The following is a 14,594-nucleotide window of genomic DNA, read 5'->3' as shown; positions in this document are numbered from 1 at the left end:
GATTATGCAATGGAAGCCACATGCCACCGTCGCGGCAATTGTTGAAGAAAACGGCAAATTTTTACTGGTAGAAGAAGAAACCGATCGCGGCAATCGTTTTAACCAGCCGGCCGGCCACCTGGAAGATAACGAAACGATGCTTGAAGCGGTTATCCGCGAAACGCTGGAAGAAACCGCCTACACGTTTGAGCCAAGTGCATTACTGGGGATTTACCACTGGAAGCATGAGCATAACCAGACAACTTACCTGCGCTTTGCCTACATCGGCAGTGTGAGCAATCACCAGCCGCTGCTTGCGCTGGATGACGGCATCATCCGCAGCGTCTGGATGACGGCCGAAGAAATTCGCAGCAATGCAGCGCTCATGCGCAGCCCGCAGGTGATCACATGCATCGAAGATTACCTGCACGGACAGCGTTATCCACTATCAGTTGTTACGCATTTATAAAATAAACACCTATGAACCTGAACAAATCACAAAAGAAAAAAATCGTGGTCGGCCTCTCCGGCGGCGTGGATTCTTCCGTTACGGCACTGCTGCTTAAGCAGCAAGGTTATGAAGTCACCGGCCTGTTCATGAAGAACTGGGAAGATGACGATACCGATGAATACTGCTCAAGCAAGCAGGACCTGATTGATGCGGTATCCGTGGCGGATAAAATCGGCATTGATATAGAAGCGGTTAACTTCAGCGCAGAATACAAAGACCGCGTATTCGCAAACTTCCTGAGCGAATACCAGGCGGGACGCACCCCTAATCCTGACATCCTGTGCAATGCCGAAATCAAATTCAAGGCATTTCTCGACCATGCCATGGGCATGGGGGCAGACTTGATTGCAACCGGCCACTACGCGCAGGTACGTGAAAACCCATTGCAGCCCGGCAAATACCAGCTGCTGAAAGCAGACGACGGCAGCAAGGACCAGAGCTATTTCCTCTACCGCCTCAACCAGGCGCAGCTTTCAAAAACGCTATTCCCGCTCGGCACTTACCTGAAACGCGAAGTGCGCGAAATCGCGCGCAATGCCGGCCTGATCAATGCCGAGAAAAAAGATTCAACCGGCATCTGCTTCATCGGCGAACGCCCGTTCCAGGAGTTCCTGAGCAGGTATCTGCCGCGTGAACCCGGTGACATGAAGACACCGGAGGGCAAAATAGTCGGCCGCCACGAAGGCCTGATGTATTACACCCTGGGGCAGCGCCAGGGCCTGAAAATCGGCGGCAGCCGCGATAGCAGCGGAGAACCATGGTTTGTCGCAGCAAAGGACATGACCAGGAATGAGTTGATTGTCGTGCAGGGGCATGAACACCCCTTATTGCTTAACGACGGCTTAAAAGCCGGCCAGTTGCACTGGATCAGCGAGGAGCAGCCGATCACCAACTGGGTCTATGCTGCAAAAACACGTTATCGCCAGCCGGATGCCCCTTGCGAGATTGACGCGGTCGACGCTGAAGAAGCCACGATCAAATTCGGGCAGAGACAATGGGCGATCACCCCAGGCCAGTCTGCCGTCGTCTATGAAAGCAATGTCTGCTTGGGCGGCGGTATCATTACCGGCGCGCTTTAAAACAACCCTGAACAATTAATCCTGAAAAACAACTCCGGGCAATTGAGGTCGCTATGGCATATATAATCAAGAACTCCCAAGGTGAAGTGGTTGCCGCAAGTTCGGTTGAAAACCCCAATACACCTGAAAACCAGGGCGCCAACTGGACTTTCGTAGAGGATACGTCAAAAGAGTATCTGGATTTTCTGGAAAGGTCTCTCGCAAAAAGTGACCCGTTCCGCGAGAGCGACATCCATCTGGCGCGCGTGCTGGAGGATTTAATCACGCTGATGGTCGAACGCAATATGATACGCTTTACCGACTTTCCACCGGCAGCGCAAAAACGTCTGAACGACAGGCAGTCATTGCGTAAAAAAACGCAGCTATCAAGCCTGCTCGATGACAACGGGCATATCGCCTGATGCCGCCATCAGGCGATGACCGCTTAGTTCGGAACCGGCATACTGTCAATAAATGACTGTCGTTTAACTAAAACTGACTGCAACCGTTCCAGGTTCGGGTAGTCGCCAGCCAGGTCTATCGTATTGCCGAACCTGAGCTTGATATAGCCCAGCATGCAGCCAACAGCAATGTCACCCAGGCTGAATGTATCATCTACGCACCATTTGTTATGGCCGAGATCATTATTCAACACAGACAGGCCGCGCGTCACTTTATCCATCTGCCTGGCTACAAACGCTTCATCCTGCTTCTGCTCAGGCTTGCGCTGCTCCATGATGATGGCTACCGCCGCATCACACACGCCGTCAGCCAGAGCCTCCCATCTGCGTACCGCTGATTTAGCCGTATTGTCCTTAGGGATCAAATGTGCCAACGGTGTACGGTTATCCAGGTATTCGGCTATCACGCGTGAGTCGTATAAGCTATCGTTATCATCACCCAGAACCAGCACCGGCACCTTACCCAAAGGGTTGTACTGTTTCACGGGACAATCCGGCGCAGACAGCACCACTTCTTCCAGTTTGATATCAATGTGTTTCTCGGCTGCCACAATGCGGATTTTGCGGGCATAAGGACTATTAGGGGTATATAAAAGCTTCATGATTTTTACTTATGGTGTTATTTGGATGGTGTTATTTGGTCACATTAGTTTGTCGCTAGCATTATAATTCAAACTCCGCTTTGCTCACGATAACTATATGACGCTATTTAATAAATACTACCCGATCGGTTCAGCCGCTTTTCATGAGCTGGTCAACACACAGGTACAGGCTGCGCTTAAGGAAGATATAGGCAGCGGCGATCTCACGGCATTGCTGGTCCCGGAAAAACAGCAGGTCAATGCCACGATCACTGCGCGTGAAACTGCGATTATCTGCGGCATCGACTGGGTGAACGCCTGCTTCAACCTGATTGACACCAGCGTACAGCTCGAATGGCTGATCCATGAAGGTGACCGTGTACAACCGGGGCAATTGCTATGCAGGATCAGCGGCCCGGCCAGGTCGCTGCTGAGTGCAGAACGCTGCGCGCTGAATTTTCTGCAGACACTCTCGGCCACCGCTACCGAAACACATCAATATGTAGATGCCGTAGCGGGAACCGGCGCACAAATCCTGGATACACGCAAAACCATTCCTCACCTGCGGCTGGCGCAGAAATATGCAGTGACCGTCGGCGGCGGCCATAATCAGCGCCTCGCACTATACGACGGCATACTGATCAAGGAAAACCACATCGCTGCCGCAGGCAGCATTGCCAATGTCATGCAGCAGGCGTTTGCGCTGAATACAGGCAAGAGCATACAGATTGAAGTAGAAACCCTGGAGCAGCTGAAACTGGCTCTGGAAGCTGGCGCAACCAGCATCCTGCTTGACAACTTCAGCAACGACCTGCTGCGCGAAGCAGTCAACATCAATCAGCAGGCAGGCAAAAAAGCGACCCTTGAAGCCTCAGGCGGCATCACGCTGGATAATGTCCGCGCAGTAGCACTGACCGGGGTTGACCGCATATCGATTGGCTCCCTCACAAAAAACATCCGGGCGATTGACCTCTCGATGCGTGTTGATGAATTGGTGCATGCTAATATTCGTTAAACATTCTCACCATACCAAAACAAGAAGACATCAGCCATGAACAAAGCCACCGCGTTTATCAAGCCCAGCGGGCGTATCACCTTAGGCGACACGCTGCGCATGCTGATCAACGACGGTATTATCGACAAAGCCCAGGCTGAAAAACTGTATAAAGACCGCAAGCTGGATACTTCCAACCTGCATCCACTGGTTGTCATCGGTGAGCAGAAGTGGAAAAGCCTTAAGCCATCTCATGACGCGCTGTCGGTAGAATGGCTGTCATCATGGCTTGCCAAACATTCAGGGCTGGATTATTACCAGATCGACCCGCTCAAACTGGATTTTGGCGATGCCTCCCAGGTCGTTTCCAAAGGCTACGCAGAACGCCTGAAAATCATGCCGATCTCAGTCAGGAACGGCGAGGCGCTTATCGCCACCTCAGAGCCATTCAACACGGATTGGGTGTCAGACCTGGAGCGCATGCTCAAAATGAAAATCAGGCTGGTGGTAGCTAACCCGCTGGAACTCAACCGTTACCTGCCGGAAATGTATAACCTTGCCAACTCCATGCATGCGGCAAACCTGGCCAAAGCCGGGCAGATTGTCGGGGTGCAGAATTTCGAACAGCTGGTGGAGCTGGGCAAGGATAAGAACCTCGATGCCAATGAGCAGCATGTGGTGAACATTGTAGACTGGCTGTTCAAATATGCTTTCGAGCAGCGCGCCAGCGACATTCACCTGGAGCCCAGGCGCAACATAGGCCTGATGCGCTTCAGGATAGACGGTGTGCTGCATCAGGTATACCAGATTCCGCCCAACATCATGAATGCGATCACCAGCCGCATCAAACTGCTGGGCCGCATGGACATGGTTGAAAAACGCCGCCCGCAGGATGGCCGCATTAAAACGCTATCCGCGGAAGGCAGTGAAATCGAGCTACGCCTCTCGACCATGCCGACCGCCTTCGGCGAAAAACTTGTGATGCGCATCTTTTCACCCGACATCTCAAACAAAGATTTCATAGCACTGGGCTTTTCGCAGACCCAGGCTGACAAATGGAACGCATGGGCCACCGCACCCAATGGCATCATTCTGGTAACCGGCCCTACCGGTTCCGGCAAAACCACGACACTCTACTCGACCCTGCGCATGCTCGCCACTTCCGAGGTCAATGTATGCACGGTGGAAGACCCGATAGAAATGGTCGAGCCTGCTTTCAACCAGATGCAGGTCCAGCATAATATCGGGCTTGGCTTTGCAGAAGGCATACGCACCCTGATGCGGCAGGATCCGGACATTGTGATGGTGGGCGAAATCCGCGATATCGAAACCGCCGAGATGACCATCCAGGCCGCGCTCACCGGCCACCTGGTGCTGTCAACGCTGCACACTAACGACGCCCCTTCTGCCGTCACCCGGCTGCTGGACCTGGGCGTACCGTCCTACCTGATACATTCGACCGTGCTCGGCATCATGGCGCAGCGCCTGGTGAGAACGCTTTGCCCCAGCTGCAAAGTGCCGGAACCGATCACGCAAAGCGACTGGAGCGCACTGGTTGGCGCATTCAACATCCCTAAACCCGATCATATCTACCGGCCGGTCGGCTGCACGGAATGCCGCAACACCGGCTTCAAAGGCCGCAGCGGCATTTATGAAATGCTGTCAATGAGCAAATCCCTGAGAAAACTCATCACGCCTGACACCAACCTGGCAAAGCTTACCAAACAGGCTTACCAGGAAGGCATGCAGCCATTGATTATCAACGGCGCTGAAAAAGTGGCTGCGGGTCTCACCACGATAGAAGAACTGCTGAAAGTGGCACCACCCCTGGAAATTGAATAAAACTACTTTTAAAACGTGGTTTTACCGATGCGAAACCCGGCATGCCAATCGCATCCAGCCAGGCATGTTTCAATGTTAAGCCTTTCATTCCTGACACTTTTATTCTTGACCAAAACTGCTCAAACGGTTATCGTGTAGGGTTACCGAATAAACTATTTAAAAATCATAAAGATTTATGGCAGAGACATCTCAACCGCATCAAGATACCAGTCAAATCACTGGCGCAGAAATTGTAATCCGATCCCTGGAGCAGGAAAATGTCAAATTCGTTTTTGGCTATCCAGGCGGTGCGGTTCTACATATCTACGACGCAATATACAAACAAGGCCACTTCAAACATATTCTCGTGCGTCATGAACAGGCTGCCGTTCACGCCGCAGATGCTTACTCACGCGCAACCGGCGAGGTTGGCGTAGCACTTGTCACCTCCGGCCCTGGCGCCACTAACGCGATTACCGGCATCGCAACCGCTTACATGGACTCGATCCCGATGGTAGTCATCAGTGGCCAGGTGCCTGTTGCCGCCATTGGCCTGGATGCTTTCCAGGAAGTCGACATGATTGGCGTTACCCGCCCCTGTGTCAAACATAACTTCCTGGTAAAAGATGTCAAAGACATCGCCTCCACCATGAAAAAAGCTTTCCACATTGCAAGAACCGGTCGCCCGGGTCCTGTAGTGATCGACATCCCTAAAGACATTACCGCCAACCTTGCCGAGTTCGTATACCCGAACACGGTGGAAATGCGCTCTTACAACCCGGTCACCAAAGGTCACAGCGGCCAGATTAAAAAAGCGGTTAAATTGCTGCTGGAAGCTGAACGCCCTATGGTTTACACCGGCGGCGGCGTAGTGCTGGGCGATGCTTCGGAGTTGCTGGTAAAGCTGGTTCAGGCACTGGGCTTGCCTGTCACTAATACGCTGATGGGCCTGGGCGGCTATCCGTCCACAGACAAACAGTTCCTGGGCATGCTGGGCATGCACGGCACTTACGAAGCGAACATGGCGATGCACGAATGTGACGTGCTGCTGGCTGTGGGCGCGCGCTTTGATGACCGCGTGATCGGCAATCCGGAACATTTCTACAACAAAGACCGCACCATTATCCATATCGATATTGACCCGTCTTCGATTTCCAAACGCGTCAAGGTTCACGTGCCTATCGTAGGCGATGTGAAATCCGTGCTAGGTGAAATGAACGACCTGGTTTCACAGGAAAAACCACAGCAGTCACCTGCGCTTAAAGCCTGGTGGGCTCAAATCGAAGCATGGCGCAGCAAACTGTGCCTGAGCTACAACAATGTTAACGGCCTGATCAAGCCGCAGTATGTCATTGAAAAACTGTGGGAAGTTACTAAAGGCGACGCCTACGTGACTTCGGACGTCGGCCAGCACCAGATGTGGGCGGCACAGTACTACAAGTTTGATAAACCACGTCGCTGGATCAACTCCGGCGGGCTGGGCACCATGGGTGTTGGCTTGCCATACGCGATGGGCTGTCAGTTCGCAGACCCGAAAGCACAGGTTGCCTGTGTGACGGGTGAAGGCAGTATCCAGATGAATATCCAGGAGCTTTCAACCTGTAAACAGTACAACCTGCCGATCAAGGTCATTCTGCTCAACAACCGTTACCTGGGCATGGTTCGCCAGTGGCAGGAGTTCTTCTACGAGAACCGCTACTCGGAATCCTACATGGACAGCCTGCCTGACTTTGTAAAACTGGCCGAGTCCTATGGTCACGTCGGCATGAAAATTGAAAAACCGGAAGATGTTGAAGGTGCCCTCACCGATGCATTTGCAATGAAAGACCGTTTTGTATTTATGAACTTCATCACCGATCAGAAAGAAAACGTATTCCCGATGATTCCTAACGGAAAAGGTCTGTCTGAAATGATTTTGGCGGAGGATCTATAAATGCGCCATATTATTTCACTGCTGATGGAAAACGAAGCCGGCGCCCTCTCGCGCGTTGCCGGCCTGTTCTCTGCGCGCGGCTACAACATCGAGTCACTGACCGTGGCACCGACTGAAGACGCCACATTGTCACGCATGACGATTGTGACTTCAGGCTCAGAAGACGTTATTGAACAAATCATCAAACAGCTAAACAAGCTGGTAGATGTGGTCAAAGTGCTTGACCTGAACGATGGAAAATTCATCGAGCGGGAACTGATGCTGGTTAAGGTGAAAGCCACCGGCGCATTCCGCGAAGAGATGAAACGCATGTGCGATATTTTCCGCGGCCGTATTATCGATGTGGCCGACGGCACTTTTACCATTGAATTAACAGGTTCCGGTCACAAGCTGGACGCGTTTATTGAAGGTTTGGATAAAACAGCAATTTTAGAGACAGTCCGCACCGGTGCATCCGGCATCGGACGTGGCGACAGAATTTTAAAGGTATAGTTAACATCAGGGGCCAGGAGCTGGGGACCAGCTCCCAACCCCCTTTTTAAAGGAAAAGAAATGAAAGTTTATTACGACAAAGACGCAGACCTTGGCTTAATCAAAGGTAAACAAGTAACGATCGTAGGTTACGGTTCACAAGGTCACGCACACGCAGCCAACTTAAAAGACAGCGGCGTTAACGTAACCATCGGTTTGCGCAAAGGCGGCAGCTCATGGGCTAAAGCCGTTGCAGCGGGCCACAACGTATTGGAAATCGCAGAAGCGACCAAACAAGCTGACGTAGTCATGTTATTGCTGCCTGACGAAACCATGCCGGAAATTTTCCACGCAGAAGTTGCTGCAAACCTGAAACAAGGCGCGGCTTTGGCTTTCGCTCATGGTTTCAACATTCACTACAACCAGATCACACCACGTGCTGACCTGGACGTGATCATGATCGCGCCAAAAGGCCCAGGCCACACTGTTCGCTCAGAGTACCTGAAAGGCGGCGGCGTACCATCATTGATCGCTGTTTACCAGGACAAATCAGGTAAAGCAAAAGACATCGCGCTTTCATACGCAGCGGCAAACGGCGGCACCAAAGGCGGCGTAATCGAGACTGACTTCCGTGAAGAAACAGAAACTGACCTGTTCGGTGAACAAGCTGTTCTATGCGGCGGCGCGGTTGAGCTGGTTAAAGCCGGTTTTGAAACACTGGTTGAAGCTGGCTACGCACCTGAAATGGCGTACTTCGAGTGCCTGCACGAATTGAAACTGATTGTTGACCTGATGTACGAAGGCGGCATTGCCAACATGAACTACTCGATCTCAAACAATGCCGAATACGGTGAATACGTAACCGGCCCTAAAGTGATCAATGACGAATCACGCTACGCAATGCAAGAGTGCCTGGCTAACATCCAAAACGGTGAGTACGCTAAACGCTTCATCCTGGAAGGCCGTACTAACTACCCAGAGATGACGGCACGCCGTCGCCTGAACGCAGCACATCCAATCGAACAAGTTGGCGGCCAACTGCGCGCCATGATGCCTTGGATTGCTAAAAACAAGTTAGTTGACCAATCTAAGAACTAATCCTAAAAGCTGATCGAGTCAAACTCATTGGCAATTAGTACTTGTAGGGCAAAGCGTTATGCGTTTTGCCCTATTTTATTTGTGATACTGAACAACAAGAAACCATCATGAAAAATCGTCTTAAAGTTTTAGCTCAGTATGCCATTCCCAAGCAGGCAATCACTGCCGTTGCCGGGAAGCTGGCGCACCACCAAGGCGGAAACACCACAACAAAAGTCATTAAATGGTTTGTAAAACGCTATAACGTCAACATGGCCGAAGCAGCCAACCCTGACATCAGCAGCTACAAAACATTTAATGCGTTCTTTACGCGCCCATTACGGCAAGGTGCAAGGCCCATCGCACAGGCAGACTTCATATGCCCGGTAGATGGCGCAATCAGCCAGTTGGGGCACATCGAACAGGATCAGATTTTTCAGGCCAAAGGTCATTACTATTCCACCACGGCATTGCTGGGCGGTGACAAGTCTGCCGCACAGTATTATCTGAACGGCAATTTCGCCTGCCTTTACTTAAGCCCGAGGGATTATCATCGCATTCATATGCCGTGTGACGGCAAGCTGGAAAAAATGACATACGTGCCCGGTGACCTGTTCTCGGTGAATCCGGTCACCGCACAGGGCGTGCCAGGCTTGTTTGCACGCAACGAACGCGTGGTATGCGAGTTCTCATCAGAAAAACACGGCAATTTCGTCATGGTACTCGTTGGCGCAACCATTGTCGGCAGCATGGCTACCGTGTGGCACAATGCAAAAGACGGCATCATCAACCCGCCTCGACGTGGACATATCCAAGTATGGACTTATGCAGACCAGAACATTACCCTGAAACAGGGTGATGAAATGGGGCGCTTCCTGCTGGGCTCCACCGTGGTCATGCTGTTCCGTAAAGGCTCACTGCAATTCAACGCAGACTGGCAAGCCGCAGGTGCGGTAAAACTCGGTGAAATGATGGCTAACGGTATCAGCCGCTAGCATTCACTCCAGTGTTGATGCAGACTTTGCAGGAGTCAATCAGCTCCTGCAAGCTGCCGATCTATTTATGGTGTACTGACTTATGATGCAGATGTGGGGCCAGCTCGTTCAAGGCGGATTCATACACGGCGCGTTTGAATTCAATCACATCCTCAAGCGGCACCCAATAATCACTCCAGCGCCATGCATCAAACTCCGGATGACTGGTTGCACGCAAAGACACATCGCTGTCGCGCCCCAGCAAACGCAGCAGATACCATATCTGCTTCTGTCCCCGATAACTGCCGCGCCACTCGCGCTTGATCCAGCTGGTCGGCACCTCGTAGCGCAGCCAGTCTTTAGTGCGCCCGAGAATTTTCACATGTTCCGGCTTCAGGCCAACTTCTTCCATCAGTTCACGATACATGGCCTGCTCTGGACTTTCGCCATAGTTAATGCCGCCTTGCGGGAACTGCCAGGCATGCTCACGGATACGCTTACCCCAAAATACCTGATTGCTGGCATTGCATAAAATAATGCCAACATTCGGGCGAAACCCGTCACGATCTAACATAGCTATATACTGCCTTAATAATTTAATGCAATTTTTTCATATTTCCAGCATTATTGAAAGCAACCATTTATCTCAGCCCCAATTAAAGCAAGAATTGACATGACCTTTCAGCCTACTGTTTTATTAAACCACTACCGGCATACATGCACACTACTCGCCGGCCTCCTGTTAACGGCATGCGCATCAGCGCCTGCATTAACCCAGGACAGCTATGCCTATATCACCAACCAGGGTGAACACAGCGTTTCCGTCATCAACACCGCATCCAACCTGGTGACAACTACGGTTCCCGTCGGCAAAGCACCCGTAGGCGTTGCGGTTTCCACAGAACTGCAGCGCGCTTTTGTTTCCAATGTGGAAAGCCAGGAAATATCTGTCATTGACACGCAAAATAACAAGCTTATCGACATGATAAAAATCAAGGGCTCCCCGGTAGGCCTGGCTTTAGCGCCGGATAATAAAACGCTTTATGTTGCAGACTGGTTTGAAAATAAAATATTGGCCATCAACACACGAAGTTTCAGCGACATCCGGGAATTAAGTGTGGGTGACGCACCCGCCGGCCTGGTAGTCAGCCCTGATAACCGATCACTGTATATCGCCAACCGGGACAGCAACGACATTGCAGTCATTGATACCGCTACGCTCACCATCAGCAGACGCATCCCGGTAGGGAAGCACCCGTTCGGCCTGGCACTCAGCCACAGCGGGAAACTGCTGGCAAGCGTCAACGTTCAGGATGACACCGTCGATATCATCCATACAGAATCCGGGCGCAAACAAACGCTCAAAGTGGGCTACCACCCCTACTGTGCCGCATTCAGCCTGGACGAAAAAACATTGTATGTGACCAACACCCAGGATGACAGCGTATCGGTGCTGGATGTGGGTTCGGGAGCACCGATTGCAACAGTCAATGTAGGCAGCACGCCGGAGGGCATCAGCATAGACCACCACCTGCAGCGCGCCTACATCGCCAACTGGGGTAGCAATAATGTCAGCGTGATCGATACAAAGACCAATCGCCTGTTAACCACGATTAAAACCGGCGACAAAAGCCGCGCTTTCGGGCAATTCATCCTGAGCCGCCCATCACCTGAATAGGCACCGGCTGCATGCCACATCGCCGCTTTCGATAAAAACGCACATCTCCGCACAATACTGTCAACCTTGGCATCACAGCCGGCGTTAACCGAACATCAGCAGCACTATTGATAAAGCTGAGCGAACTGGATCTGAAGCACTTGTTGATTGGCTACGGTTTATTGATGATGGAAACAGGATTGCCGCTGGCATAGCGTGACAGGCGACAATCCGCGACGATTCACACCGGGGCGATCAAATTTAGATTCTATAAACAAAGCTTGTCATTTATAATGCACTGTTGTTTTTGAATTAATCGTCTCACACATGAGAAATCTGGAGAAAAATGAATGAAAAAATTCTTGGCTTTAATCGCACTTAGCTTGAGCACCAGCTTAGTTTCTTTCACAGCGGCTGCACATGGCCCATCACCACTGAAAGTGGACAAATCAGTCACCATTAAAGCTGAGCCTGCAAAAGTCTGGGCATTGGTAAAAGATTTTGGCAATATGCAAAAATGGCACCCGGCTATCGCCAGCACCAAACTGGAGAAAAAAGGTGATGAGACGTTCCGTACACTGACGCTTAAAAGCGGTGGCACTATCTACGAGAAACTGCGCAGCATCGATGAAGGTGACATGAAAATCAGATACGAGATCGTAAGCAGCGGTTTACCACTCACCGACTACAACGCATTCATGGTCGTGACCAAAGGCGCAAAACCAGGTGAGACCAATGTGCAATGGGTTGGCCGCTTCTATCGCCTGTACAAACTGAACCCACCTATCCCGGCTGGCCAGGATGATGAGACCGCATTAAAAGCGATCAACGAAATTTTTGATAGCGGTTTAGCCGGCTTACAAAAAGCTGCCGAATCTGCAAAATAAAAGACCGCAAAAACGCACAAAAATGGTCACTCACGCAATGGATACGTGACCATTTTTGACAGTCCATGCAGCAGGCATGACAAAAACAGGCAGTACAAGCAATAAAAAAGCGGAGCAATTGCTCCGCTTTTTTATTGCTTGTACTGCATACGAACACACTGGCATCACCAGCTGCAGCAACAGACAGACACTGGCACCCTATCACCGAAAACATCTCATAAACCACGGTATCTACATGATTTTTAATAACTATATATAAAAACAAAGCACCACCCGCACTTGCAGGTCAGGCTCGCATTTGCTATTGCCACAGCATATCGATGACAGTGCATTAAACACAATTTACCACCTCAGACAGATGTTGGCATAACCGTTGCTTACTTAAAAAATAACAAAGCAGCCTGCTGGCTGCGTTGTACGAAAATTACACATTAATAACAAAGGGGTCTCACATGAAACAAGTACAAAAAGGTTTTACCTTAATCGAGCTGATGATTGTTGTTGCAATTATCGGTATTCTGGCTGCAGTAGCGATTCCTGCTTACCAGAACTACACCATCACTTCAGCTGAGAAATCATGCATGATGGAAGCAAAATCTTATGCTAATAGCGCGTTAGTTGAATTTGCTCAGGGAGCTTCTTCAGTTAGCGATCCTAAAAATGGTGCATGTCAACCATTCAGTGCACCAGCAAGTGCTACCGCAACAATTACCGCAAGTCCTAAATCACCAGGTGTAAAAACTGTAACATGCGACTTAGCTCAAGGCGCAACTTGCACATTGTCATCATAATGTACAAAACAGGTGTAGGCAGCATCTAAGCACCTGACTTAAAAAAAGAGACCATTCCATGGTCTCTTTTTTTATGGAGACACACTGATATGTTATGTCATGCACACTTGAAATCGAATGGCCGCTGAATGTCAAAACGCAGTTTATCCTTGCCCGATCCTGCAAACATGAGCCTGATACTGGTCGGCCTGATGCTGATGCTGCCGGCCATCAACATGTACCATCGTTTGCCGATCACCGCCTTTTATACGGAATGGATCACGGCAGTACTGGGGCTGGCCGCATTAGCCCCCATATTTCGCAGCCTCCCGCCGGCAGGCATTCGAATCCCGCAGATATCACTGGTTTTTTTAGGGTTAGCGACCATTGTTAGCGCGCAATGGGCAATCGGCATGCTGCATTCCGCCCAATATGTCCTGCTGGTGCTTTCTTACCTGGGCTGGGCCTTCCTGCTCACACTGCTTGGCTACCACCTGCGCCGCCGGCTAGGATGGGAGAAACTGGCAAACACCCTGGCATTCTTTATGGTGAGTGCCGGCATCATCAATGGCGGCATGATGGTGCTACAGATCGTCACGCGCACTGGCGGGGCAATTTCATTCCTGCCGGATCTGCCCAGTTACGGGCCATTTGCACAGGAGAACCATTTTGCCGACTTTATCGCCCTGGCAACCGTATCGCTGATATACCTGTACGCAAAAGGACGTTTCACGCTCGCTTTCTTTTCATTGCTACTCGCCTGGTTCCTGCTGATGCTTGCAGTTTCAGGATCCAGGAGTTCATGGTTATATTTGTGCGCGGTCGCCCTGCTCGCATGGGCCTCGCATGCAAAAACCGTTAAACAAGGCCAGGACCCGGCTGCCACCCGCCGCCTGCTTTACATGAGCCTGGCTGCAATCCCGGCATTTGCAGTCGTACATGTGCTGGCATATTACGTTGCGCCTGACGGCCTGTTCAGGCTGACCACCGACCGCATCGTGAATGGCATCAATATCGACACGCCATCGGCACGCTTGCAGATCTGGTACGACAGCATACGCCTGTTCCTGCAATCCCCCTGGCTGGGCATCGGTGCCGGCAACATGAATTCAGCATCGTTCCTGCTGCTGGATAGTCCAGCAGCGCTATCAGCCAACCGTATTTTTGAACATGCGCACAATCTATTCCTGCATCTGCTCGCTGAAATGGGCATTACTGCATTCCTGATCGTGCTGACCGGCCTGGTCGTATGGTTCCGGGGATTCCAATGGCACCGGCTCAATCCCGAGACATGGTGGCTAATCAGCCTGCTGACGATTTTAGGCATCCACAGCATGCTGGAATACCCGCTCTGGTATACCTATTTCCTGGGCATTGCTGCGATATTACTGGGTGCCGGCGATGAAAAAACCATCGCAAT

At 51.1% G+C, this 14,594-nt stretch carries 15 protein-coding genes; 13 read left to right on the top strand and 2 right to left on the bottom strand.

Translation table 11 applies throughout. The annotated features are described in order from the left end of the window. The first annotated feature begins 4 nt into the window (after nt 1–4). The 3 genes from GQ51_RS00080 to GQ51_RS00070 are packed head-to-tail and all read left to right on the top strand — an operon-like array spanning nt 5 to nt 1,970. The gene (locus GQ51_RS00080; protein ID WP_047548268.1) at nt 5–448 is read left to right on the top strand and encodes an NUDIX hydrolase; all 444 of its coding nucleotides are present in this window, start codon (nt 5–7) and stop codon (nt 446–448) included. An 11-nt stretch (nt 449–459) separates the two neighbouring features. Beyond that, complete coding sequence (gene mnmA / locus GQ51_RS00075) at nt 460–1,569, top strand: tRNA 2-thiouridine(34) synthase MnmA (RefSeq protein WP_047548265.1); 1,110 nt, start codon at nt 460–462, stop codon at nt 1,567–1,569. A 53-nt stretch (nt 1,570–1,622) separates the two neighbouring features. Next, nucleotides 1,623–1,970, top strand: coding sequence for a hypothetical protein (locus GQ51_RS00070; protein ID WP_047548262.1), 348 nt, complete (start codon nt 1,623–1,625; stop codon nt 1,968–1,970). Between the two features lie 23 nt (nt 1,971–1,993). On the opposite strand, the gene GQ51_RS00065 is transcribed toward GQ51_RS00070, so the two are convergent. Next, on the bottom strand, nt 1,994–2,611 hold the full coding sequence (locus tag GQ51_RS00065; RefSeq protein WP_047548260.1) for a glutathione S-transferase family protein: 618 nt from the start codon (nt 2,609–2,611) through the stop codon (nt 1,994–1,996). Between the two features lie 97 nt (nt 2,612–2,708). On the opposite strand from GQ51_RS00065, the gene nadC reads away from it, so the two are divergent. The 6 genes from nadC to asd all read left to right on the top strand — a co-directional run bounded on the left by nadC (nt 2,709) and on the right by asd (nt 9,881). After that, complete coding sequence (gene nadC, locus GQ51_RS00060) at nt 2,709–3,605, top strand: carboxylating nicotinate-nucleotide diphosphorylase (protein ID WP_047548257.1); 897 nt, start codon at nt 2,709–2,711, stop codon at nt 3,603–3,605. Nucleotides 3,606–3,641: 36 nt separating this feature from the next. Beyond that, nucleotides 3,642–5,426, top strand: coding sequence for a GspE/PulE family protein (locus tag GQ51_RS00055; RefSeq protein WP_047548255.1), 1,785 nt, complete (start codon nt 3,642–3,644; stop codon nt 5,424–5,426). A gap of 175 nt (nt 5,427–5,601) precedes the next feature. After that, nucleotides 5,602–7,338: an acetolactate synthase 3 catalytic subunit gene (locus tag GQ51_RS00050; RefSeq protein WP_047548252.1), complete on the top strand. Its 1,737-nt coding sequence runs from the start codon at nt 5,602–5,604 to the stop codon at nt 7,336–7,338. Continuing rightward, nucleotides 7,339–7,830, top strand: coding sequence for an acetolactate synthase small subunit (gene ilvN / locus GQ51_RS00045; protein ID WP_047548249.1), 492 nt, complete (start codon nt 7,339–7,341; stop codon nt 7,828–7,830). Nucleotides 7,831–7,890: 60 nt separating this feature from the next. Beyond that, nucleotides 7,891–8,907 carry a ketol-acid reductoisomerase gene (gene ilvC / locus GQ51_RS00040; protein ID WP_015831563.1) on the top strand — a complete coding sequence of 339 codons (1,017 nt, stop codon included), beginning with the start codon at nt 7,891–7,893 and terminating at the stop codon, nt 8,905–8,907. Between the two features lie 107 nt (nt 8,908–9,014). Further along, nucleotides 9,015–9,881 (top strand): archaetidylserine decarboxylase, encoded by an 867-nt coding sequence (asd, locus tag GQ51_RS00035; protein WP_047548243.1) that lies wholly within the window; start codon nt 9,015–9,017, stop codon nt 9,879–9,881. 61 nt (nt 9,882–9,942) lie between these two features. Here the strand turns inward: asd and GQ51_RS00030 are convergent, their stop codons facing one another. Further along, nucleotides 9,943–10,434 carry an RNA pyrophosphohydrolase gene (locus tag GQ51_RS00030; protein WP_047548240.1) on the bottom strand — a complete coding sequence of 164 codons (492 nt, stop codon included), beginning with the start codon at nt 10,432–10,434 and terminating at the stop codon, nt 9,943–9,945. A 99-nt stretch (nt 10,435–10,533) separates the two neighbouring features. Here GQ51_RS00030 and GQ51_RS00025 point away from each other — a divergent pair, with 99 nt between their 5' ends. The 4 genes from GQ51_RS00025 to GQ51_RS00005 all read left to right on the top strand — a co-directional run. Next, entirely contained in the window at nt 10,534–11,538 is a 1,005-nt protein-coding gene (locus GQ51_RS00025; protein ID WP_052177616.1) for a YncE family protein, read from the top strand. Nucleotides 11,539–11,867: 329 nt separating this feature from the next. Beyond that, the gene (locus GQ51_RS00020) at nt 11,868–12,404 is read left to right on the top strand and encodes an SRPBCC family protein (protein WP_047548237.1); all 537 of its coding nucleotides are present in this window, start codon (nt 11,868–11,870) and stop codon (nt 12,402–12,404) included. A gap of 452 nt (nt 12,405–12,856) precedes the next feature. After that, nucleotides 12,857–13,195 carry a pilin gene (locus tag GQ51_RS12630; protein ID WP_047548231.1) on the top strand — a complete coding sequence of 113 codons (339 nt, stop codon included), beginning with the start codon at nt 12,857–12,859 and terminating at the stop codon, nt 13,193–13,195. 128 nt (nt 13,196–13,323) lie between these two features. Further along, nucleotides 13,324–14,594, top strand: a 1,271-nt coding sequence (locus tag GQ51_RS00005) for an O-antigen ligase family protein (protein ID WP_052177615.1), incomplete at its 3' end; no start/stop codon positions are given.

The organism is Methylotenera sp. G11 (genome assembly GCF_000799735.1).
Lineage (GTDB): Bacteria > Pseudomonadota > Gammaproteobacteria > Burkholderiales > Methylophilaceae > Methylotenera.
This window is presented reverse-complemented; position numbering and strand designations above follow the sequence as displayed.

Excerpts from the sequence above, each read along its gene's own strand:
- GQ51_RS00080 (WP_047548268.1), top strand. The coding sequence starts at position 5 with ATGCAATGGAAGCCACATGCCACCGTCGCGGCAATTGTTGAAGAAAAC.
- mnmA (WP_047548265.1), top strand. The coding sequence starts at position 460 with ATGAACCTGAACAAATCACAAAAGAAAAAAATCGTGGTCGGCCTCTCC.
- GQ51_RS00070 (WP_047548262.1), top strand. The coding sequence starts at position 1,623 with ATGGCATATATAATCAAGAACTCCCAAGGTGAAGTGGTTGCCGCAAGT.
- GQ51_RS00065 (WP_047548260.1), bottom strand. The coding sequence starts at position 2,611 with ATGAAGCTTTTATATACCCCTAATAGTCCTTATGCCCGCAAAATCCGC.
- nadC (WP_047548257.1), top strand. The coding sequence starts at position 2,709 with ATGACGCTATTTAATAAATACTACCCGATCGGTTCAGCCGCTTTTCAT.
- GQ51_RS00055 (WP_047548255.1), top strand. The coding sequence starts at position 3,642 with ATGAACAAAGCCACCGCGTTTATCAAGCCCAGCGGGCGTATCACCTTA.
- GQ51_RS00050 (WP_047548252.1), top strand. The coding sequence starts at position 5,602 with ATGGCAGAGACATCTCAACCGCATCAAGATACCAGTCAAATCACTGGC.
- ilvN (WP_047548249.1), top strand. The coding sequence starts at position 7,339 with ATGCGCCATATTATTTCACTGCTGATGGAAAACGAAGCCGGCGCCCTC.
- ilvC (WP_015831563.1), top strand. The coding sequence starts at position 7,891 with ATGAAAGTTTATTACGACAAAGACGCAGACCTTGGCTTAATCAAAGGT.
- asd (WP_047548243.1), top strand. The coding sequence starts at position 9,015 with ATGAAAAATCGTCTTAAAGTTTTAGCTCAGTATGCCATTCCCAAGCAG.
- GQ51_RS00030 (WP_047548240.1), bottom strand. The coding sequence starts at position 10,434 with ATGTTAGATCGTGACGGGTTTCGCCCGAATGTTGGCATTATTTTATGC.
- GQ51_RS00025 (WP_052177616.1), top strand. The coding sequence starts at position 10,534 with ATGACCTTTCAGCCTACTGTTTTATTAAACCACTACCGGCATACATGC.
- GQ51_RS00020 (WP_047548237.1), top strand. The coding sequence starts at position 11,868 with ATGAAAAAATTCTTGGCTTTAATCGCACTTAGCTTGAGCACCAGCTTA.
- GQ51_RS12630 (WP_047548231.1), top strand. The coding sequence starts at position 12,857 with ATGAAACAAGTACAAAAAGGTTTTACCTTAATCGAGCTGATGATTGTT.